This is a genomic window from Streptomyces sp. NPDC058864, assembly GCF_042742985.1.
Lineage (GTDB): Bacteria > Actinomycetota > Actinomycetes > Streptomycetales > Streptomycetaceae > Actinacidiphila.
Map to the genome: position 1 here is coordinate 1 of NZ_JBHYMQ010000102.1, position 21,141 is coordinate 21,141.

At 72.9% G+C, this 21,141-nt stretch carries 21 protein-coding genes and 1 pseudogene; 9 read left to right on the plus strand and 13 right to left on the minus strand.

The features are described 5' to 3' along the window. Nucleotides 1-145: 145 nt before the first annotated feature. The 4 genes from ACFW3D_RS39225 to ACFW3D_RS39240 form a co-directional block, all read right to left on the minus strand. A complete protein-coding gene (locus ACFW3D_RS39225; protein WP_500512973.1) occupies nt 146-907 on the minus strand; it encodes an SDR family oxidoreductase in 762 nt (253 codons plus the stop codon). Nucleotides 908-929: 22 nt separating this feature from the next. Continuing rightward, a complete protein-coding gene (gene fabG, locus ACFW3D_RS39230) occupies nt 930-1,691 on the minus strand; it encodes a 3-oxoacyl-ACP reductase FabG (RefSeq protein ID WP_500512935.1) in 762 nt (253 codons plus the stop codon). A gap of 119 nt (nt 1,692-1,810) precedes the next feature. Beyond that, the gene (locus tag ACFW3D_RS39235) at nt 1,811-2,203 is read right to left on the minus strand and encodes a DUF3037 domain-containing protein (RefSeq protein WP_089224547.1); all 393 of its coding nucleotides are present in this window, start codon (nt 2,201-2,203) and stop codon (nt 1,811-1,813) included. Then, the gene (locus tag ACFW3D_RS39240) at nt 2,200-3,018 is read right to left on the minus strand and encodes a HipA family kinase (protein ID WP_500512937.1); all 819 of its coding nucleotides are present in this window, start codon (nt 3,016-3,018) and stop codon (nt 2,200-2,202) included. The genes ACFW3D_RS39235 and ACFW3D_RS39240 overlap by 4 nt, the downstream gene beginning before the upstream one ends. Before the next feature lie 297 nt (nt 3,019-3,315). On the opposite strand from ACFW3D_RS39240, the gene ACFW3D_RS39245 reads away from it, so the two are divergent. After that, a complete protein-coding gene (locus tag ACFW3D_RS39245; RefSeq protein WP_500512939.1) occupies nt 3,316-3,771 on the plus strand; it encodes a Rieske (2Fe-2S) protein in 456 nt (151 codons plus the stop codon). Here ACFW3D_RS39245 and ACFW3D_RS39250 read toward each other — a convergent pair. Continuing rightward, the gene (locus ACFW3D_RS39250) at nt 3,754-4,428 is read right to left on the minus strand and encodes an isochorismatase family protein (protein WP_500512941.1); all 675 of its coding nucleotides are present in this window, start codon (nt 4,426-4,428) and stop codon (nt 3,754-3,756) included. The genes ACFW3D_RS39245 and ACFW3D_RS39250 overlap by 18 nt on opposite strands. Before the next feature lie 85 nt (nt 4,429-4,513). Here ACFW3D_RS39250 and ACFW3D_RS39255 point away from each other — a divergent pair, with 85 nt between their 5' ends. The 5 genes and pseudogenes from ACFW3D_RS39255 (at nt 4,514) to ACFW3D_RS39275 (ending at nt 9,643) form a co-directional block, all read left to right on the plus strand. Then, a complete protein-coding gene (locus tag ACFW3D_RS39255) occupies nt 4,514-4,984 on the plus strand; it encodes a pyridoxamine 5'-phosphate oxidase family protein (protein WP_500512943.1) in 471 nt (156 codons plus the stop codon). A 63-nt stretch (nt 4,985-5,047) separates the two neighbouring features. Further along, a pseudogene (locus tag ACFW3D_RS39260) lies at nt 5,048-5,336 on the plus strand (transposase domain-containing protein); the annotation flags it as partial. Nucleotides 5,337-5,773: 437 nt separating this feature from the next. Then, on the plus strand, nt 5,774-7,195 hold the full coding sequence (locus ACFW3D_RS39265) for a cytochrome P450 family protein (protein ID WP_500512945.1): 1,422 nt from the start codon (nt 5,774-5,776) through the stop codon (nt 7,193-7,195). Between the two features lie 340 nt (nt 7,196-7,535). Then, the gene (locus ACFW3D_RS39270; protein ID WP_500512947.1) at nt 7,536-7,838 is read left to right on the plus strand and encodes an SDR family NAD(P)-dependent oxidoreductase; all 303 of its coding nucleotides are present in this window, start codon (nt 7,536-7,538) and stop codon (nt 7,836-7,838) included. Between the two features lie 434 nt (nt 7,839-8,272). Next, nucleotides 8,273-9,643, plus strand: coding sequence for a cytochrome P450 (locus ACFW3D_RS39275; RefSeq protein ID WP_500512949.1), 1,371 nt, complete (start codon nt 8,273-8,275; stop codon nt 9,641-9,643). Nucleotides 9,644-9,899: 256 nt separating this feature from the next. On the opposite strand, the gene ACFW3D_RS39280 is transcribed toward ACFW3D_RS39275, so the two are convergent. Both ACFW3D_RS39280 and ACFW3D_RS39285 read right to left on the minus strand, forming a co-directional pair. Next, complete coding sequence (locus tag ACFW3D_RS39280) at nt 9,900-10,046, minus strand: hypothetical protein (RefSeq protein ID WP_500512951.1); 147 nt, start codon at nt 10,044-10,046, stop codon at nt 9,900-9,902. A gap of 12 nt (nt 10,047-10,058) precedes the next feature. Further along, on the minus strand, nt 10,059-10,973 hold the full coding sequence (locus ACFW3D_RS39285; RefSeq protein WP_500512953.1) for a LysR family transcriptional regulator: 915 nt from the start codon (nt 10,971-10,973) through the stop codon (nt 10,059-10,061). A gap of 68 nt (nt 10,974-11,041) precedes the next feature. Here ACFW3D_RS39285 and ACFW3D_RS39290 point away from each other — a divergent pair, with 68 nt between their 5' ends. Continuing rightward, nucleotides 11,042-12,016, plus strand: a complete 975-nt coding sequence (locus ACFW3D_RS39290) for a DMT family transporter (RefSeq protein ID WP_500512955.1) — start codon at nt 11,042-11,044, stop codon at nt 12,014-12,016. A gap of 13 nt (nt 12,017-12,029) precedes the next feature. Here the strand turns inward: ACFW3D_RS39290 and ACFW3D_RS39295 are convergent, their stop codons facing one another. Then, nucleotides 12,030-13,361, minus strand: a complete 1,332-nt coding sequence (locus ACFW3D_RS39295; protein WP_500512957.1) for an aminotransferase class I/II-fold pyridoxal phosphate-dependent enzyme — start codon at nt 13,359-13,361, stop codon at nt 12,030-12,032. 35 nt (nt 13,362-13,396) lie between these two features. On the opposite strand from ACFW3D_RS39295, the gene ACFW3D_RS39300 reads away from it, so the two are divergent. Next, nucleotides 13,397-14,068, plus strand: a complete 672-nt coding sequence (locus ACFW3D_RS39300; RefSeq protein WP_500512959.1) for a pyridoxamine 5'-phosphate oxidase family protein — start codon at nt 13,397-13,399, stop codon at nt 14,066-14,068. Nucleotides 14,069-14,293: 225 nt separating this feature from the next. Here ACFW3D_RS39300 and ACFW3D_RS39305 read toward each other — a convergent pair whose 3' ends face one another. The 4 genes from ACFW3D_RS39305 to ACFW3D_RS39320 form a co-directional block, all read right to left on the minus strand. Further along, the gene (locus tag ACFW3D_RS39305; protein ID WP_500512961.1) at nt 14,294-15,814 is read right to left on the minus strand and encodes an FG-GAP repeat protein; all 1,521 of its coding nucleotides are present in this window, start codon (nt 15,812-15,814) and stop codon (nt 14,294-14,296) included. 726 nt (nt 15,815-16,540) lie between these two features. Further along, nucleotides 16,541-17,527, minus strand: a complete 987-nt coding sequence (locus ACFW3D_RS39310; protein ID WP_500512963.1) for an EamA family transporter — start codon at nt 17,525-17,527, stop codon at nt 16,541-16,543. A gap of 12 nt (nt 17,528-17,539) precedes the next feature. Beyond that, nucleotides 17,540-18,079, minus strand: a complete 540-nt coding sequence (locus ACFW3D_RS39315) for a peptidase (protein ID WP_500512965.1) — start codon at nt 18,077-18,079, stop codon at nt 17,540-17,542. A 163-nt stretch (nt 18,080-18,242) separates the two neighbouring features. Next, nucleotides 18,243-19,325 (minus strand): aldo/keto reductase, encoded by a 1,083-nt coding sequence (locus tag ACFW3D_RS39320; RefSeq protein WP_500512967.1) that lies wholly within the window; start codon nt 19,323-19,325, stop codon nt 18,243-18,245. A 154-nt stretch (nt 19,326-19,479) separates the two neighbouring features. On the opposite strand from ACFW3D_RS39320, the gene ACFW3D_RS39325 reads away from it, so the two are divergent. Then, entirely contained in the window at nt 19,480-20,400 is a 921-nt protein-coding gene (locus tag ACFW3D_RS39325) for an AraC family transcriptional regulator (RefSeq protein ID WP_500512969.1), read from the plus strand. A 4-nt stretch (nt 20,401-20,404) separates the two neighbouring features. Here the strand turns inward: ACFW3D_RS39325 and ACFW3D_RS39330 are convergent, their stop codons facing one another. Next, complete coding sequence (locus ACFW3D_RS39330; protein ID WP_500512971.1) at nt 20,405-21,100, minus strand: pyridoxine/pyridoxamine 5'-phosphate oxidase; 696 nt, start codon at nt 21,098-21,100, stop codon at nt 20,405-20,407. Between the last annotated feature and the right edge of the window lie 41 nt (nt 21,101-21,141).

Below are 21,141 nucleotides of genomic sequence, written 5' to 3' on the forward strand. Positions count from 1 at the left end.
CTCGTCGGTAACCTCCGGACCGCGATCCTTTCGTGGGCACCAACTGACCGTGCCCCACTAACAACCCCCCCGCCCGGGGCCCGGCCCCGTTTCCCCCGCCCGGCACCCGGGACCGTGCACGTCGGAGTGCGGGCGGACGCAGGCCTCAGGCGCCGACGCTGGCGTTGAGGAAGATGCCGCCGTCCACGACCAGGGTCTGGCCGGTGATCCAGGCCGCCGCGTCCGAGAGCAGGAAGGCGGCCGCGCCGCCGATGTCCTCGGGCACGCCGAGCCGCCCCAGCGGGTACGCGGAGGCGGCCTGCTCCTCGCGGCCCTCGTACAGGGCGGAGGCGAACCTGGTCTTGACGACGGCCGGGGCGATGGCGTTGGCGCGGACGCCGGGCGCCATCTCGGAGGCGAGCTGCAGCGTGAGGTTGACCATGGCGGCCTTGCTCATGCCGTACGCGCCGATGAACGGGGAGGCGCTGATGCCCGCCACGGAGGCGATGTTGACGATCGCGCCGCCGTTCTCCTTCATCCACGCCCGGTAGGTCTGCTGGGCGAAGCCGAGCGCGGAGATGACGTTGGTCTCGAAGACCTTGCGGGCGACACCGAGGTCGAGTTCGGCGAGCGGGCCGAAGACCGGGTTGGTGCCGGCGTTGTTGGCGAGGTAGTCGACGCGGCCGAAGGCCTCCATCGTGCGCTCGACGACCTCGGCCTGGTGCGCCTCGTCGTGGGCCTTGCCGGCCACGCCGAGGGCCCGGTCGGCGCCGAGCCGTTCGACGGCCTCCTTCAGCGCCTCCTCGTTGCGGCCGGTGATGACGACGCGGTCGCCGCGGGCGACCAGGGCCTCGGCGATGCCGTAGCCGATGCCGCGGCTGGCGCCGGTGACGATCGCGACGCGGCCGTTCTCGGGCTGGGTGCTCATCATGCGGATCTCCTGTCGCGGGTCAGTCGAGCGGGCCGCCGGCCACGTACAGCACCTGGCCTGACACAAAGCCCGCTGCGTCGCCGGTGAAGAAGGCGATGGCGTTGGCCACGTCGTCCGGGTTGCCGACCCGCTGCACCGGGATCTGGGTGGCGGCCGCGGCCTGGAACTCCTCGAAGCCCATGCCGATGCGGGCGGCGGTGGCGGCGGTCATGTCGGTGACGATGAAGCCGGGCGCGACGGCGTTGGCGGTGACGCCGAACTTGCCGAGCTCGTGCGCCAGGGTCTTGGTGAAGCCCTGCAGGCCCGCCTTGGCGGCGGAGTAGTTGGCCTGGCCGCGGTTGCCGAGGGCGGAGGACGAGGAGAGGTTGACCACGCGGCCGAACTTCGCGTCCACCATGTGCTTCTGGACGGCGCGGGTCATCAGGAAGGCGCCGCGCAGGTGCACGTTCATGACCGTGTCCCAGTCGGCCGCGCTCATCTTGAACAGCAGGTTGTCGCGGAGCACGCCCGCGTTGTTGACGAGGATCGTCGGCGCCCCGAGCTCCCCGGCGACGCGCGCGACCGCGGCCGCGACCTGCTCCTCGTCGGAGACGTCCGCGCCGACGGCGACGGCCCGGCCGCCCGCCTTGGTGATCTGCTCGACGGTGTCCTTGCACGCGGTCTCGTCGAGGTCCAGCACGGCCACGGCGCGGCCCTCGGCGGCCAGGCGCACGGCGGTGGCGGCGCCGATGCCGCGCGCCGCCCCTGTCACGATCGCTACGCGCTGCTCGGTGGTCGACATCTGCTCTCCTCAGCCCTGTGGGGAGCGGTCGCGCAGGTGAGCGACCGCTTAGTACGTCCCGTAGCCGAAACCGTAGGAGCGCAGTGACCCTGTGTCAACGCCCACCGCGCCGATGTGGCTCAGCGCACCAGAAGATCCAGCAGACGGTCCACCTCGGCCTCCGGGTCCTCGGTGAGTCCGGTGTGGATCGGGCCCGGCTGCACGATGGTGCTGCGGGGCGCCGTCAGCCACCGGAACCGCCGCCCCGGGTCGTCCTCCGCCGCCTGTCCGGCCCGCTCACCGCCCGCGCAGATGCCCTCGTAGCCGCGCAGCGCGGCCCGTACGCCGGCGACGTCCACGTCGGGGTCGAGGCAGCGCAGCCGGGTCTCGTCCAGGTGGACCCGGGCACCCACGAAGGACTTGGCGCGGCAGTAGACCAGCACGCCGGCGTTGATCAGCTCACCGCGCTCGATCCGCGGCATCACGCGCACCAGCGCGTACTCGAACACATCGCGCCCGCTCGCCGTGCTCACTTGGCGGCCTTCCCCTCGACCCAGGTGCGCAGCCACTCCGGCGGCGCCTGCTTCTCCTGCTGCTTCGGGGCGAGGGTGATCCGCTCCCCCACGGTGCGGGCCCGTGTCAGCAGCACCCGCTCGTACGCGCGCCGCACCTCGTCGGGGCCCGCGAAACCGGGCTCGTCCACCAGCCACTCGTCGGGGATCTGGGCGGTGACCTCGCGCAGCAGCGCCTCGTCCACGCGCGGGGCGAGCTCGCGGGCTGCGGCCTCGACGTCGGGAGCGAAGCGGGCCAGGGCGTGGTCGGCGGCGTCGTACGGCTTGTCGGCGGCCTGGTCGGCGCCCTTCCAGTTGTGGTGGAAGATCAGTGAGGCGCCGTGGTCGATCAGCCAGAGGTCCTGGTGCCAGACCAGCATGTTCGGGTTGCGCCACGAGCGGTCCACGTTGCCGACGAGCGCGTCGAACCAGACGACCCGCCCCGCCTCGGCGGACTCCACCTCGAAGACGAGCGGGTCGAAGCCGAGCGCGCCGGGGAGGAAGTCCATCCCGAGGTTGAGGCCGCCGCTGGCCTTCAGCAGGTCCTGGATCTCCTGGTCCGGCTCGCCGAGCCCGATCACCGGGTCGAACTGGAACCGCACCAGCACCGGCACCCGCAGCCCCAGCCGCCGCGCCAGCTCCCCCGCGACCACCTCCGCGACCAGCGCCTTGCGGCCCTGGGCCGCACCGATGAACTTCACCACATAGGTGCCCAGGTCGTCGGCCTCGACGACCCCGGGCACCGATCCGCCCTCACGCAACGGCGTGACGTAGCGGATCCCGGTCACTTCCTCCATGGGCGCATCCTAATGACCGCTCTCCCGCGGCCACGCCGCGCCGGGCGCCCTGCGCCGGGCGAGGTGGTGGGCGGACCGGTGGTGGGCCACCTTGAGGACACGTACCGATCGATCGACGTCGTTCAGTACGTGCAGCACGTCCCGGCGCTTCGCGCGGCCTGAGGCCGCCACGGGAGATTTCCGGCGGATGGTTGAACGGCTCACCCATCTCCTCCGTACGTCAGGGCAGGGCGTGACCCACGCTCCCGGGCCCCGGCAGGCGGTCCGGAACGGACGAGGCAACAGGATGTGTGACGCATGGCCGAGACGACTGGCATCGCAGGAGCTCCGACCCGCCGCGCCGTGGTCGCCGGAGTGGGTGCGGCGGGGCTCGCGGCCGCGCTGGCCGCCTGCGGCGACTCCAACGACGCCGCGGGCGCCTACAGCCCCGCCGCGCCTCCGCAGGGCGGCGGCGACCAGGGGGCCGAGGCGGCCCTGGCCAAGACCTCGGAGATCCCGGTCGGCGGCGGCAAGGTCTTCGCGGACAGGAAGGTCGTCGTCTGCCAGCCGGAGGCGGGCTCGTTCAAGGCGTTCTCCGCGATCTGCACCCACCAGGGCTGCGCGGTCAACGAGATCGCCGACGGCACGATCAACTGCCCCTGCCACGGCAGCAAGTTCAGCATCAAGGACGGCAGCGTGGCCAACGGCCCGGCGACCCAGCCGCTCCCGGCGGCGAACATCAAGGTGGAGGGGGACTCAGTGGCCCTGGCCTGAGTTCCCCGGACCCGGCCCGGACAGTTCCCAGCTGCCGATCACCTCGTCGGCGGTGGTGACCGTGGCGACCAGCGCGAGGGTGTGCCTGAGCATGTCGGCGGTGTACGACTGCGGCACCCCGGCGATGGCGTCGGCGGGCACGACCGCCTCGTAGCCGAGGTTGACCGCGTCGAAGACGGCGTTGGGGACGGCCACGTTGGCCGACACCCCGGTGACGACGACCGTGCGCACTCCGAGGTTGCGCAGCACGGCGTCGAGGCCGGTGCCGGCGACCGGCGACAGCCCGTGCAGCCGTCGCACCACGAAGTCGCCGGCACCGACCGGTATCTCCTCGGCGACCTCGACGGCGGGCGTGCCGGCGACCTGCAGCACGGGCAGCCGCTCGGCGGCGCGGAAGATCCGCGCGTTGCGGCTGGACCCTCGGCCGTCGGAGCGGCGTTCGGCGACGGCGTGCACCACGGTGGCGCCCGCGGCGTGGGCGGCGGCGACCAGCCGCGCGGTGGTGTCCAGCGCCCCGGAGGCGCGTACGGCGGCCGCGAGTTCCGGCAGCGCGCCGCCCGGGCCTACCACCCCGCGCTGGCACTCGACGGTGAGCACGGCGGTGGACCGGGGGGTCAGGAGCGCGTCGAGCCGCCGGTGCCGGTTGCCGTCCGTCATGCTTGCCCCCTTGCGCGCGGGTGCCCTACCGTCGGTCCGAGTGACCGTATCTGACGGAACGTCAGAGTGGGAAGTGGGGGTGCGTATGGCCGTCGCACAGCGCCGCGGACGCCGGATCATGATGACCGCCGCGGAGGTCGACGCCTTCCTCGGCGCGCAGCGCACCTGCCGCGTCGCCACCGTCTCGCCCGACGGCCGCCCGCACGTGGGCGCCCTCTGGTTCGTCTGGGACGGCACCTCCCTGTGGCTGTACTCGATCGTCCGCAGCCGCCGCTGGGCCGACCTGCGGAGCGACCCGCGCGTCGCGGTCGTCGTCGACGACGGCACGGAGTACGCGGACCTGCGCGGCGTCGAGCTCTCCGGCACCGTCGAGTTCGTGGGCGAGGCGCCCCGCACCGGCGAACCCCACCCCGGCCTGGAAGCCGTCGAGCGGCTGTTCGCCGCCAAGAACTTCGGCCTGGAGTCCATGCCCCACGACGGCCGCCACGCCTGGCTCCGCCTGACCCCGGAGTCCGTGGTCTCCTGGGACTTCCGCAAGATGCCGGGCCCCGGCTAGATCCAATACCGGCGATTTGGGGGTTATTGGGTCGTTGGGTGTGGTGCGCCAAGGCCCGGACAGGTGAAGTCGTCAGAAGGTGAGCGGTTGTCGGATCGGATCGCGCTCGGGGTTTTGACGCGTGCGTTTCCGCCCGGGTTGGTCGATGAGGTGGTTGCGGAGTGCGGGCGGGTCGAGCAGCGCCGCAGGTTGTTGCCGGCGCGGGTGGTGGTCTACTTCGTGCTGGCGATGCGCCTGATCTAGGGGCAGGGCCATGAGGAAGTGGCCCGGTTGCCGACCTGTGGGCTTGAACGCGATCGGCCGGGCTCGTCTGCGCTTGGGCCCCGAACCGCTGAGGGCGTTGTTCGCACGATCACCAAACCGACCAAAACCAGCCCGGCCCGCCGGAAAGACCCCTGAATCACCGGTATTGCATCCAGGGGGCGCACGGTTGCGTTCGGCGAGGTGCGATGTGATGAACGCACCGCATCAGCCGCCGACCTGGCCTAACCTGCGCGGCATGTCCCTGGCAACGGCCCACTCGACTCGAGGCGCTCGATGCCGTCGCAACGCGCACGGCTCGGAGTCAGCCGTGTGCCTATCACGCTACGACTGTCGTACCTCGCAGTACGCGACGATCATGCGTCCGACGTTGCTCTCAGTGTGGATATGCTGCCAACCCGCAGTTGTACTGGGGGACTTGGGGGGAACCCGCGGTACTGCCTGTACATGGAAGGAGCGGTCACGGCTGGTCGCAGACGCCGTGCTTCGCTCACCCGCTCGCTTCGTCACCGTGACCCCGGAGGCCTCGTGACCACCTCTCCGCCCGAACACCCCCAGTCCGCTCCTGCCACCCTGCCGCCGCCAGAGTGCCCCGCTCATGGCCTGTACGCCGAGGGCCTGCAGCAGCTGCATGCTCCGAAGGCCGTGGAGAACACCGAGCAGCTGTACGCGGACCTGCGTGAGAAGCACGGGGCCGTGGCGCCCGTGGAGATCCCCGGCGGTGTCCGGGCGTGGCTGGTGCTGGGGCACCGCGAGAACCTGGAGGTCATGCGGACCCCCTCGCGGTTCTCGGCCGATTCCCGGCTGTGGCGGGACAGCAAAAGCCTCAGCCCCGAGCACCCACTGGCACCGCTGCTGTTCTGGCAGCCGCTGGTGAACTTCGCGGAGGGCGACGAACAGCGGCGCCTTCGGGGAGCGGTCAACGCCAGCCTCGCGAAGTTCAACAACATCGGGGTTCGGCGGCGGATTCAGCACATCTCGCACACGCTGATCGACAGTTTCTGCCGGGACGGGCACGCCGACCTGGTCGCCCAGTACGCCCAGCAGGTCCCGATGCTGACCATGATGCGGCTGCTCGGCGTACCTGAGGACACCGCGCCGAAGCTGATCGCAGCCTGCCAGGACCTCATTGCCGGCACCGACACCGCGGCGGCCAGCAACCAGTTCGTCATGGAGGTCCTGCAGGACCTGGTTGCCGCCCGCAAGGTCAGCCCCGAGAACGACCTGCCGAGCTTCCTTCTCCAGCACGACGCGCGTCTGACTGACACCGAGGTCGCCGAGCACCTCCGGCACACCCTGGTCGCCGCGCACACCACCACCAGTGTGCTGCTCGCGGACACCATCGAGACCTACCTCACGGACGTCAGGACGCGCGCGAGCCTGAACGGGAGCACGCAGACGCTCGAAGAGTCCGTCGACCACATCCTGTGGAGTCGCCCGCCGCTGGCTGTCCTGCCGGCCCGGTACGCCACGGGCCCCACCACGCTGGGCGAGCAGACCATCGAAGAGGGAGACATGGTCCTGATGGGCCTGGCGGCCGGCAACGCCGACCCGCAGGTCCGCCCCGACCTCAAGGCGCCCATGCACGGCAACCGCTCGCACCTTGCGTTCAGCGGCGGCGGTCACGAATGCCCGGGGCAGGACATCGGCCGGGCCATTGTCGAGACCGCGTGTGACGTCCTGCTGAGCCGGCTGCCCGACCTTCACGTCGTCGGCGAGACGCAGCGGGTCTTCACATGGATGGCGCATCCGCTGATCACGCTGCCGGTGGAGTTCACCCGCAAGGCTCCCGAGGCGCCGGCTCCCACGACGCAGGCGAAGGTCGTCCAGGAGGCGGCGGCTGCGCTGCCGCAGGCTGTACCGCAGCACCACCTGTCGACGACCCCTGCCGCGGCGCCCGCTCCGGCGGTGGCCCGTAAGCCCTGGTGGCGGCGCATGCTCGGCCTGTAACCGTAAGTCCTGTCCCACCGACGTCCTGTCCCAGGCCCGCAACGGCCCGGGGCGGGACGTTCGTCTGCAGAGGGGAACCCTGGTGTCCGGGCACAGCCGTGGTCGCGAGGCGCCAAGTGATCCATGGAGATGCGAGAACAGCCGCTACGGCTTCCGGACGATCGCGCAAGAACTACGGACGCCGGAAGATCATTCCCAAGCAGCCCCGTCCCTAGTGTGATCAGTGCGCGAGAACGAATCACGCACCGCACTCAGGACCTGCCGACTTCGACGGCTGGTGACAGCAGCGGTTACATCCCCATCGCACCATCGCCGGCACGACGGCCGGCAGGAGAATGGCATGACCACACAGTTCAGGCAGCAGCCCATCGGGTCCGGCTTCACCGCAGCGCAGAGCGCACTCGAAGTCGTCGCGGGCATCGATCTCACGGGCAAAACAGCGGTGGTGACCGGAGGGCACTCCGGTGTCGGGCTGGAAACCACCCGCGCCCTGCACGCCGCAGGCGCCCACGTCGTGGTGCCGGCCCGCGATCCCGCCAAGGGCCGGGCTCGGCTGGAGAGCATTGCCGACGACCTAGAGGTCGACCGGCTGGATCTGGCCGACGGGGCGGGTGATTCTGCACGGGCGCACCCTGGTCGCTGAGCACCACGTGGCCTGGTGAAGCAAAGAAGCAGAAAAGGAGTCGTGAAGCGTCAGAGTCGATCACGATCTTGGCTCATTCGACCCTCTTGACGTGATCATCGTTGGCGAGACGATTGACCCTGTCATATGAACCGCTCGCACCGCTCGCCCGGCCGCGAGCGGTGCCAACGTGAACAGCCGAGGTGATCGATCGTGGTGCACACCCCCCACCGGTCCTCCCCCCTCGGCTTATCTGCCCCTTTTGCGGCCCCCGCGGGGCCCTTCCTCGCCTGCGCACACACCGCCTTACCGGCGGCAGCGTGCCTGCGGCCTTCCCCCTGCACGCGCGCCGTCGCTCCCGCGGCGGCTGACCTCTCGTAGGCGTCGCCGGTCGGTGACCATCAACCCTTTCCGTCACGACTCTGCATTGTGGATCATGAAGAAGGGATGTTCGCATGTCTGTGGGGTTGAAGTCCGTCCCGCGGGCCCCGGGCCGGCTGCCGCTGCTCGGGCACGCCGTACCGCTGGCGCGCTCACCACTGAAGTTCGTCTCGTCCCTGCGTGACACAGGCGACCTGGTGCGCGTCGACATCGGGACCATGCCGGTGTTCTTCGTCAACTCGTTCGGCCTCGCCCACGACGTCATGGTGGGCAAATCGGCCAGCTTCGAGAAGGGCCGCTTCTTCGACCGGTTGCGCAGCCTGGTCGGGAACGGCCTGGCGACCGCCGATGCCCACACCCACCGCCGCCACCGCCGCTTGATGCAGCCGATGTTCCACCGGGAACGCATCGCCGGGTACGCCCGGCTCATGGTGGACCACGCGCAGCAGCTCACCGCGTCCTGGAGGCCCGGGACGAGGCTGGCCGTGGAGCAGGTGATGGGCGAGTTCGTCGTGTCCACGGTGGCGGCGTCGATGTTCTCCAGCGACATCGGAGCCCCGGCCCGCGACTGCGTCCGGCGAAACGTCCCGGTCATCATCGAGAACCTGCTGCTGCGGACGGTCTCCCCGAAACTGCTCGACCACGTGCCGATCCCGGCCAACCGGCGCTTCGACTCCGCGACCCGCGAGCTCCACGACGTCCTCGACGAGGTCATCGCCGACGCCCGCGCGGCGGGCGACGCCTACGCGCCGGACGCACCGGACGTCCTGTCGACCCTGCTGGACGCAAGGGACGCCGACACCGGCCAGCCGCTCAGCGACACCGAGGTCCGTGACGAACTCGGCACGATCCTGTTCGCCGGCACCGAAGCCACCGCCAGCACCCTGGCCTGGGTGCTCCACGAGATAGCCCGCCAACCCGACATCGAGGCACGTCTGGTCGCCGAGATCGAACAGGTCGTCGGGGACGGCCCGATCTCCTTCGACCACGTCCGTCAGCTCCCGCTGATGCAACGCGTCCTGGACGAGACGGTCCGCCTGCACGGCGTCACCCTCCTCATGCGACGCGCGACCAAGCCCGTAGAGCTCGGCGGCTACGACCTCACGCCGGGCACCGAGGTCGCCTTCAGCCTCTACGCCCTGCACCGTGACCCGCGGGCCTACCCCGACCCGGAGCGCTTCGACCCCGACCGGTGGCTGCCGGAGAACTCCGGGGACCGGCCCCGCAGCGTGTTCCTGCCGTTCGGTGCCGGAAACCGCAAGTGCATCGGAGACGCCTTCGCCTGGACCGCGATCATCATCGCGCTCGCAACGATCCTGCCCCGCTGGCAGCTCCGCCACGTTCCCGGCACCTCGCCGAAGGAAGCCACCTCCGCCGTCCCGCACCCCGACCACCTGCCGATGACCGTGATGCACCGGGAAGCCGCCGTCACCTCCCGGGCCTGATCACCTCTTGCCCATGCCGGGCCCGATCGCGGGCCCGGCACCGGCCGTCATCACCCACGCATGAGTCTGACCACCAGACACAACTCACCTCGTCCGGTCGCCTGTTCGCTCCACCAGCCTGGCCACATGCCTGCGGCAGTACCGCCACCCGGGCGCCACCGCAACCAGCCGGCGGCAAGCCACGGCCGCAGGGCGAACGCCAGACGACGCAGGCTCTCGCCCTGGGTCCATCCGATCCTCGGCCGGGTCCATCGGGCTACCTCAACAGCGTGTGCCATCTGCGACGCAGGACGTCGGGACCGGCGAGCAGGTCGAGGTCGGGACCGATCGCGCCGAAGCGAGCCTCGTACACCTCGTGCCCGCCGTCCTCCCGCACGATGACGTACGTCGCCCAGTCAGCCATGCGGGGATGGTCTCAGCCCTCGGCGGCCGCCACGTCCTCCCCCGCCCGGCGCAGCGCCTCGACGGCCGCGCGGATGGCGGGGCGACGGTCGGCGTCGGAGCGCCAGACGGCGTAGATGTGGCGCTTCATGGTGTGCCGCACGCGGATGGCGCGGACCCCGGCGGGGAGGGGGCCGCGGCCGAGGCGGGGGACGACGGCGACGCCCAGGCCGGCGGCGACGAGGGCGAGGACCGTGGGGTGCTCCTCGGCGTGGTGGGCGATGCGCGGCTCCACGCCCTTGCCGCGCAGGGTGAACAGCAGCCACTCGTGGCAGAAGCCGCCGTCCGGCCAGGCGATCCAGTCGTCGTCGGCGAGTTCGCCGAGGTCGACCTCCTCGCGGGCGGCCAAGGGGTGGCCCTCGGGGACGACCACGTCGGCGATGTCGTCGAGCAGCGGCTCCTTGGCCAGGCCCCCGGGCAGCGACAGCGGCTTGTTGTACCAGTCGAGGACGACCGCGAGGTCGATGTCGCCGCGGACGAGCCGGGCCAGCGCGTCCTGGGGCTCCATCTCGTGGACCATCGCGCGCAGCTTGGGGTGGTCGTGCCGCGTCGCGGCGAGCGCCTGCGGGAACAGTCCGCGCACCGCGGTGGGGAAGGCCCCCATGCGCAGTTCGCCGACCGCGGCACCGCGGTGCGCCTCCAGGTCGGAGTGGGCGAGCTCGACGAGGGACAGGATGCGGTCGGCGTGCCCGGACAGCAGCCGGCCGGCGTCGGTGAGCCGGACCCCGCGGCCGTTCTTGGCCAGCAGCGTCTGCCCCGTCTCGCGTTCCAGCTTGCCCATCTGCTGGGAGACGGCCGAGGTCGTCACGTGCAGGACGTCCGCCGCGGCGCTCACCGAGCCGTAGGTGGAGATCGCGTGCAGGATGCGCAGCCGCTCGAGGTTCAACATGTAAGCAACACTACGTGATCACCGGCAGGTTTTCTCGCTTGTCCTAAGAGGTTCAATCCGTCATCGTGATGGCCATGAGCGCACCCAGCACCCGCCGCCCGGACGCCGTGGCCGTCCCCTCCCCCGCCGACGCCCCACCCTCTCCCGCCGTCGCCGCGCGCCGCCGTCCCGTCGTGGACTGGCGGGTCAGCTGGGCCGTGCTCGCGCTCATCTGGGGCTTCAGCTTCCTCTTCATCAAGGTGGGCACCGAGGCCTACGCCCCGCTGCAGGTCGCGCTCGGCCGCATGGCGTTCGGCACCGCGGTGCTGGCCGCCGCCTTCGCGGTGAAGCGGGAACGGCTGCCGCGCGGCGCACGCGCCTGGGGGCACATGGCGGTCGCCGCGCTGCTGCTGAACACCCTGCCGTTCACGCTCTTCGCCTACGCGGAGCTGACGATCCCGTCGACGCTCGCGGGCATCTGCAACGCCACGACCCCGCTGTGGAGCATGGTGCTGTCGGTGGTGGCGCTCTCGGAGGACAAGCCGACCCGGCAGCGGGTCGCGGGCGTCGGCATCGGCTTCGTCGGCGTGCTGACCGTACTGGGCGCCTGGCAGGGCTTCTCCGGGACGGACCCGGCGGGCACCGCGATGGCGCTGGGTGCCTCCGCGAGCTACGCGGTGGGCTGGATCTACGTGCGCCGCACCCTGAGCGGCAGCGGCAACTCGGCACTGTCGATGTCCTCCGCGCAGCTGCTCCTCGGCACCGCCCAACTGGCCGTGCTGACCCCGCTGTTCACCTCCGCACCCACCTCGTTCCCGCTCTGGCCGACGCTGTCGGTGGTGGCGCTGGGCGCGCTGGGCACCGGGATCGCCTTCCTCCTGCAGTACGGGATCGTCGCGGAGAAGGGCCCGACCATCGCCACGATGGTCACCTACCTGATCCCGGTCATCGCGACCGCGGCCGGAGTCGCCCTGCTGGACGAGCGCCTGACGTGGAACGAACCGGTCGGCGCCCTCGTGGTGCTCGCCGGCGCGGCGCTGACCCAGCGCCGCCCGGCGGGCTGAACCGTCTTCCCGGTCAGCCGAAGCGCCCCGCGCGGTACGGGCGGACCGCGCCGGCGACGGCGTCGGCCAGGGCCGGGACCTCGTCCGCCGTGACCGGCGAGACGGTGATGCGGATGCCCGGCGGGGAGTCCAGGCGGAAGCGCGCGCCGGGCGCCACGGCCCAGCCGGCCTGCAGGAGCCGGGCGACCGCCCCGGTCTCGTCGGGCACCGGCACCCAGACGTTCATGCCGCTGCGGCCGTGCGCCGCGACACCGCGGTCGGCCAGTGCCCGCACCAGCGCGTCGCGGCGCGCGGCGTAGGCGGCGGAGACGGCCGGGACGTCGACCGCGCCGGTGCGCCACAGGTGCGCGACGGTGTGCTGGAGCAGATGGCTGACCCAGCCGGGCCCGAGCCGGTAGCGGCCGCGGACCCGGTCGACGGTGATCGGGTCGCCGGTGAGGACGGCCAGCCGCAGGTCGGGGCCGTAGGCCTTGGCGGTGGAGCGGACCAGCATCCAGTGCGCGGTGCTGTCGGCGAGCGGGTGCAGGGGCAGCTCGGTCAGGCCGTTGGCATGGTCGTCGTCGATGACGAGCACCTGCGGGTGGCCGCCGAGGACGGCGCGCAGTTCGCCGGCGCGTGCCGCGGAGAGCGTGCCGCCGGTCGGGTTCTGGCCGCGGTCGGTGACGATCAGGGCCCGCACGCCCCTCCGCAGGGCGGCGTCCACGTCCTGCGGCAGCGGGCCGTCGTCGTCCACGCCGACCGGGACCGCGCGCAGCCCGAGGGCCGGGACGAGGTCGAAGACGCTGCCCCACCCGGGGTCCTCCACCGCCACCGCGTCCCCCGGCCGCAGGTGGGCGGTGAGCGCGCGCTCCATGGCGTCGAGCGAACCGGAGGTGAGGGCGACCGGGCCAGCGGGCACCCCGTCGGCGTCGAAGGCGGAACGCGCCAGGGCGGCGAGCTCCTCCTCCACCGGGGCCTGCCCGTACAGCATGGGCCGCCGTGCGCTCCGGGCGGCCGCCTCGGCCAGTGCCTCCCCGAGCGGGGGCAGCAGGGCGGTGTCCGGGTTGCCGGTGGACAGGTCCCGCACCCCGGGCGGGACCTCCAGGCGGATCTCGTCCCGCGCGGTGGTCGCCGGACGCCGCCGCACCCGGCTGCCGCGGCGGCCCGCGGTCTCGATGACGCCGCGGTCGCGCAGCAGGCGGTAGGCGGCGGCGACGGTGTTGGGGTTGACGCCGAGTCCGGTGGCGAGCTCCCGCAGCGGCGGCAGCGCGGCACCGGGGGCGAGCGCGCCCTCGCCGATGGCCCGTTCGACGCTCGCCGCGATGTCCGCTGCGCCCCGGCCGGTGAACGTGTACTCTCCTAGCACAAAAAGCATTATGCACTAGTGCAAAGGATCGCGCCATGTCCGCCACGCCCTCCGCTGCCGATGCGTACGCTCCCACCGACCGCACCGTCCCCACCCGCAGTCGCGAGCGCGCCTCCTACGACCGCGACCTGGTGCACGCGATCCTCGACGCGGACTACCTCTGCCACCTCGGCTTCGTCCGCGACGGGGCGCCGGTCGTGCTGCCGACCCTCTACGCCCGCGTCGGCGAGCGGCTCTACGTGCACGGCTCCACCGGCTCCCGTCCGCTGCGCGGCGCCGGCGAGGACGCCGGGCTGCCGGTCTGCCTGACCGTGACGCACCTGGACGGGCTCGTGCTGGCCCGGTCCGCCTTCAACCACACCATCAACTACCGCTCCGTGGTGGTGCACGGGGTGGCCCGCCAGGTCACCGACCCCGTCGAGCGCTCCACCGCCCTGGACGCCCTGGTCGACCACATCGTGCCCGGCCGCACCGCCGACTCCCGCCCCGCCAACGCAAAGGAACTGGCCGCCACCGCCGTCATCGCCCTCGACCTCCACGAGGTCTCGGCCAAGGTGCGCACCGGCGGCCCCGGCGACGACCCCGAGGACCTGGCGCTCCCCCACTGGTCGGGCGTGCTGCCCGTCACCCGCTCCTACGGGACACCCGAGCCCGCCGACGACCTCGACCCGTCGGTCGCCGTCCCCGGGTACCTCACCGCGCGCTGAACGGAGGCCCGCGGGTGCTCGTCCACCCTTGGGACGCCGCCGTGCAACTGCTGTGCGTGGCCCACCTCGTGGACGACCCCCAACCGAGCTCCGCGCCAAGTCCGCGTTCGGCGGGAACCGGCCGCTGAAGACGCGGTGGCGGGTGAACGGGCTGCCGGCCGAGCGGGGTGGTCCGGGCGACGAGGCCGCCCGGACCCGGCAGCTGCGCCGCCTGGGGCAGCGCGGTCAGTCGTCGATCGCCGCGCCGAACCGGGCGTTCTGGGACGGCGCGCCGAGCGAGCCGCCGCCGTAGGTCCAGCTGCCCGGCAGCTTGAGGCCGCCGGCGCCGGCCGAGAACACCCACACCACGCCGTCGTTGGTGTTCTCGCCCGGGGCCGCGACGAGCAGACCGTAGTAGCCGTCGCGGTTGGGGTCGGTGAAGGAGACCTGGGCACCGAACTTGTCCGCCTTCTCGGCGGCGCCCGGGACGCCCGCGGTGTTCTGGTTGACGCCCAGGACACCCGCCGTGGTCAGGCCCCGCGCCGAACCGCGCAGCACCCACACGGCACCGGCGTCGGCGACGCTGCCGATGTCCTCCCCGGAGGCGCCGATCGCGACGTCCGCGTACCCGTCGCGGTTGACGTCGCCGACGGAGAGGTCCGAGCCGAAGCCGTCACCGCGCTCGGACACACCCGGCACGCCGGCGTTGTCCTGGGTCCACCACACGGGCGGGGTTCCCGGGCCCTCCTGTCCGACCGGCCCGTCCGGGCTGCCGTAGTAGACGCCGACCATGCCGCCGGTCATCGACTCGCCGCCGTCGTCGGGGCTGTGCGGCTCGGCGGTGACCAGGTCGTCGAAGCCGTCGCCGTTGATGTCGCCGGAGGCGACGACGGGGCCGCCGCGCAGTGCGGTGACGGGCAGCGGGTCGATGTCGTCGCTGAGGATGACGTACGACCAGCCGTAGCCCGGCTCGTCTCCCAGGCTGAGGCCGGAGACCACGAGGTCGGCCAGGCCGTTGTCGTCGTAGTCGCCGGTCGTCAGCGAGGCGGGCGCGATGCCGGGCCCTTCCGCCTGCCGGGCGAGCGGCGTGCGCCGCCGGTCCTTGAAGGGCGTGAAGGTCCCCGCGTCCCCGCCCTTGCGGGCGGCGGCCTGCGGCACGGACTCGTACTGGAAGATCGACAGCCCCACCTTGTCGATCACGGCGAGCAGGTCACCCGGGACGTAGGTGGTGAAGTGCCCGGCGGCCAGGGCGCTGCCGAACCGGTCGCCCTTCATGGCGCTGACGGACTGCAGCCAGTCGCTCGCGGCGCCGGACAGCCCCTTCGCCGAGCCCCACAGGACCACGATGCCGCCCGCGTCCGCGCCGACGCCGTCCAGGTCCTCGCCGGGGATGCCGACGACGGCGTCGTCGTACCCGTCCCCGTCGAGGTCCCCGCTGGCCACGGCCTGGCCGAAGGCGTCGCCGGTCTCGGCGGCGCCGGGCACGCCGGTGGTGTTCTGGCTGAAGACCCTGGCGCTCTTGGTGACCCCCTTCGGGCCGCCGTACTGCACGGTGACGACACCCGCGCCGGACCGGCCGCCCACGGTGGCACCGGGCGCGCCGGTCAGTACGTCCTCGTACCCGTCGCCGTTGAAGTCCCGGTTGCGATCGCTCGCGTGGGTGCCGCCGGGGGTCCCGGCGACGGAGGCGGGCGCGGAGGCGATGGCCGCGCCCGTGATGAGGAGAAATGACGCCGCGGTGACCGCAGCCGAGCGGTTCTTGCGCATGAGCGGCTCCTTCGCTCAAGAACGACCGGGCGGTGCGGGGGTGTCCGGAAAGAGCCCGTTTCCTTCTCCGGCACCGTCTTTGACACGCCGTGGGAAGAAAGGGTTGTACGAGAAAGCGAACCCGGCACGGGGCTCGGGCGGCCCCGTGGTGCCGTGAGTGGGTGGGCGCGGGTTCGTCTCGCGCCCTACGGGCGCAAAGCGGGCGGGCTGCGGACGGGAGGGCGGGGGCGGCCCTCGTCGGCGGTGTGCGGGTTGGTGGGGCGGGGGTTCAGGCTCCGGAGCGGCTGGGGTTTCGGTTGGCGGGGGTCTCGTTGCCGTCCGCGGGTGCAGATGGCCGCCTCCACGCCTTCGTGGGTGGTGGGCGCGCCCGCCGTGACCGGCGTCTGCGGCTGATTCGGGGTGCTGTCGAAGGGTCGGCGGGACATCGGGCTCGCTTACGCCGACCATGTCGGCGGAACAGAGCCCAATGCCGGGAAAGCACCCGCAGACGCCGGTTACGGCAGGCCCGCCACCCACCAAGGGTGGGCGTGGTCACCGGCCATCTGCACCCGCGGACGGCAACGAGACCGCAACCGACCGAACAACCGGCCCCGCTCCGGCGCCTGAACCCGAGCCGCCCACCGACCCGCACCGCGGTCAAGGAGGCCGGGCCCCACCCTCCCCATCCGCAGCCCGCGTCCTTGCGCCCGAAGGGCGCCAGACGGCGGGACGGCCGAACGACCGGCGCTACCGTTCCACGACGGACGCCCGCCTCTCGGGCGCGACGGTGTCGGCGGGGCTTCCCGAAGCCACAACCGTGGTCGCGCCCTGCTTCTTGGCGGTCTGGGCGACGAAGGCGCCCGCCAGTACGAGCGTGCCGCCGATGATCTGCGGTGTGCCGAGGTGCTCGCCGAGCAGCACCCACGCGAAGACGGTGCCGACGACCGCCTCCAGGCAGGCGACCACGCCGGCCACCTGCGGGGACAGCCGGCGTACGGCGACCACACCGGTCAGGTAGGCGAGCACGGTGGCCACCAGCACGACCCATCCGACGAGCAGGACCGCGGGCACGTCGGTGTCACCGAGGGCCGCCTGCCGGCTGAGCACGGACCAGTCCATCGCCCAGGGGCGGGAGACCGCGGTCAGCACGACGGCGCCGATGGTCAGGCCGTACGCGATGACGGCGACCGGGTCCGGGGCGTCGTCACCGTCGCTGCCGTGGTCGGCGAGCACGAAGTAGCTGACCTGGCAGCAGGCGGCGCCGAAGGCGAGCGCCAGGCCCAGCGGGTCGAAGGCGAGCCCGGACCACACCTCGACGACCGCGGCCATGCCGCCGACGGCGAGCACGACCCCGATCGCGGCGGCCTTGCTGACCGCCTTGCGCTGGACGAAGCGCACCCAGCCGAGCAGGAGCGCCGGGCCGAGGAACTCCACGAGGATCGCGACGCCGACCGGGATGCGGGAGATCGCCGCGAAGTAGAGGGTCTGGACACCGGCGACGCCGAGCAGGCCGAAGCCGAGCAGCAGTCCGGGGCGGCGCAGCAGGAGCGCCCGGTGCCGCAGCACCACGGGGAGCATCACGAGCGTGGCGCCGGTCACGCGCAGCCACACCACGTGCAGCGGATCGAGCCCCGCCTCGATCAGCGGCTTGGCCGCCACCCCCGAACCGCCGAACGCGAACGCGGAAACCAGCGCGAGCCAGAGCCCGGCGTTCCTCCCCTGAGACACATGCATCGGGCCATGATGTCAGCTCGCGACAGGACCGTCATCCCTGTAGCGGCTGTCGCCCTCGCCACGTGGCAGGAGCGGGCGCGCGGCCAGGACCTGCGGCTCGACCCCCGCCGACCTCAGGACCTGCGCCGCCCGGCTCCCTCCGTCGCCGACGAGCGCGGCAAGCAGGTCGGTGCCGTCGGCCCGCGGCGCGCCCCGCTCCCCGGCGCGGACGGCGGCGGTACGCAGGGCCGCGGCGGCGGCCGGGCTCCAGCCGGGTGCGTCGACGGCGGCGAGCAGGGTCCCGGAGCCGGCGTCCTCCACCTCGTCCCGCCAGGCGATGCCGTAGCCGATGGTGCGCTGCGCGAGGTAGCCGAGGACGCGCGCCACCCGCCCGCCGCCGGCCGCCCCCGCCACCGCGTCGACCGCTTCCCGCGCCCGCGGGTCGGCCTCGAGGAGGGAGTGCAGGAGGTGGGCGGTGTCGACCTGGCGGTCCCCGTCCCTCGTGGCGCGCCGCCGGGCGGCGGCGGTCACCGTGCGCAGCTCTGCGCCGAGCCGCGAGTCGTTCCAGTGCACGCCCTCCACCCCATCAGGCCGCACCGCCCCGCGGCATCGCCGCACGGTACCGTTCCGCCGTCCTGCGCCGGACGGGGGCGCCCGTACGCCGTGTCCTCCTCAGGGATGACGGCGGCCCCCGATCCGCCCCCGAGCCGGTCCGGGCCGGTCGCCGCGCGGGCGCTCAGTAGCGGACGTCGCTCTGCAGCAGCGGCGGGTACACCCCGGACGTCTCGCCGTCGACCGTGGTGCCCGCGAACTGCAGCATCGCCCGCATCGCGCCGTGCAAGGGCGCCGGGTAGCCCAGGACCGGGGCGGACACCTCGTCCAGCCGCCGCAGGTGCTCCGGCGCGAGGACGGTGTCGAGGCCCGCGAGGTTGTCCTCGAGGTGTTCCAGGCGGCGCGCGCCGACGATCGGCACGACCGTGCCCTCGCGGGCGCGCAGCCACGCCAGGGACACCGCGGCCGAGGTGGTGCCGAGTTCCCCGGCGACGGCGGCGACCTCCTCGATCACCGGGTACTCGTGCTCGCCGGGACCACCCACGAACGACGTGCGGGCGGAGTCGGCGACCGCGCCGCCGCGCCGGTACTTGCCCGACAGGAAGCCGTTCTTCAACGGGCTCCACGGCACGAGCGCCATGCCCTGGTCGCGCGCGAGCGGGGCGAGTTCCCCCTCCACGGTGCGGGCCAGCAGCGAGTACTCGACCTGCAGCGCGATCAGCGGGGTCCAGCCCTTGAGGAGCGCGGTGGTCTGGGCCTGCGCGGTCAGCCAGGCAGGGGTGTTGGAGAACCCGATGTAGCGGATCTTCCCCGCGCGCACCAGGTCGTCGAGGGTGCGCATCGTCTCCTCGATCGGGGTGTGGCGGTCCCAGTTGTGCAGCCAGTACAGGTCCAGGTAGTCGGTCCGCAGGCGGCGCAGGGTCTCGTCGAGCTGGGCGACGACCGAACCGCGGCCCGCGCCGCCGCCGTTGGGGTCGCCGGGGAAGAGGTTGGTGAAGAACTTCGACGCCAGCACCACGTGCTCGCGCCGCCCGGGGTGCGCGGCGAACCAGTCGCCGAGGATCCGCTCCGAGTGGCCGTTGGTGTAGAAGTTCGCGGTGTCGACGAAGTTCCCGCCGCGGTCCAGGTAGGTCGCCAGGATCTTCTCCGACTCCTCGACGCTGCACCCGGCGCCGCCGGGGTCCTCGCCGAAGGTCATCGCGCCGAGGGCGAACGGGCTGACCCGCAGCCCGGACCGGCCGAGGGTGACGTAGTGGTCGAGCGGCATGGAAGTACTCCCTTGTGCGCCGGATTCTGTCCCCTCCATGCAACGGGAGGCCGCTCCGGCGGGGTAGACCGATCCGCGCGGGCTCTTGCCCGATCCTGCCGACTTCGCCCGGATCGGGCTTGCCGGGTCCCCGGAGCGGATGGTTCGGTGAAGTGTGCGCACCACACCCGGCGTCCTCCTGGACGAACTCCGCGACCTCGTCGCGACCCATGCCCGGCCCTCCTTGCGGACCCCGATCGACGGGTTGCTGCTGTCGCGGGTCACGACCGCCCCGCCGGACTACTCGCTGACGGAACCGCTGCTGGTCGTCATGGCCCGGGGCGGCAAGCGCCTGCTGCTCGGCGAGGAGGTGCACGACTACCGGGCGGGGCAGTACCTCCTGGTCACCGCGGTCCTGCCGGTCACCGGGCACTACCTGGACGTCAGCCCGCAGGACCCCGCGCTGGGCATGGGGCTGGTCCTGCGCGCGGCCGCCATCGCCCCGCTGCTGCTCCAGGCACCGCCCGGCCCGCGGGCCCGCGCCACGTCCGCCGCGCCGGCACTCGCCACCGGCGGGGCCGGACCCGACCTCCTCGACGCCGTCGTACGACTGCTGCGGCTGCTCGACCACCCGGCGGACGCCCCCGTGCTCGCCCCGATGATCGAGCGGGAGATCCTGTGGCGGCTGCTCACCGGCCCCCACGGCGCCATGGTCCGGCAGATCGGCCTGGCCGACAGCGGTCTGTCCCACGTCAGCCGGGCCATCCACTGGATCCGTGACAACTACGCGGAGCCGATGCGGATCGACGACCTCGCACGCCTGGCCGGCATGAGCCCCTCCGCCTTCCACCGGCACTTCCGCGCCGTGACGACCATGAGCCCGCTGCAGTTCCAGAAGCGCATCCGCCTCCAGGAGGCCCGCTCGCTCCTCGTGGCCCGCCCCGACGACGTCGCCGGCGTCGGCCACGTCGTCGGCTACGCCAGCCCCACCCAGTTCAACCGCGAGTACCGCCGCCTGTTCGGCGCCCCGCCCGGCCAGGACGCCGCCCGCGTCCGCGCGGACTCCGGCCCGGCGGGCGTGCGGCACCTGCCCTGAGGCCTCAGGGCCAGAGCAGCGTGCGCGCCCAGCCGCCGGGGGCGGCGGGGTCGCGGGTGTAGCGCAGGCGGACGTGGCCCTGGGCGGGGGCGGCCTGCCAGAACTCGGCCTCGTCGGCGACGAGCCGGTAGACGGTGTGGCCCTCGGGCACGTCGTCGGGGTGGGCGGCGATGTGTCCGGCGGCCCGGCGGCGCGCCTCCTCGTACGCGGCGCGGCCCTCCATCGGGGCGCTCATCACGCCCGTGAAGCCGGCCACCCGGGAGGCCTCGCGGCGGCCGAGGAAGTCGCGGCGGGCGGCTGCCCGGTCCAGGGTCCCGACCGGTCCGGTCACCCGGATCTGCCGGCCGTGCCGCGGCCAGTACCAGCTCAGCGCGGCGTAGGGGCGGTCCGCCAGGTCGCGGCCCTTGCGGCTGGCGGCGTCCGAGGCGAAGTCGAAGGCGGGGCGGTCGAGGTCGACGCCGCGCAGCATGAGCACGCGCGCGGAGGGCCGGCCGCCGGCGTCGGCGGTGCTGAGCGTCATGACGTGCGGCTCGGGGACTCCGTCGTCGAGGGCGTACGCGAGCCAGCGGGCGAACAGCGGCCCCGGTTCCGGTCCTGCGGCGGCGGGGTCGAAGGCCGGGAGGGGCCCGGCGAGGACGGGCGCGGAGCGCATGCGTTCCCGGAGGGCGTCGGCGGTCACGGGGGCCTGGTCGTCGGTCACGCCCCGATCCTGGCATGCGGCCGCCCGGCGCACCGCGGTTC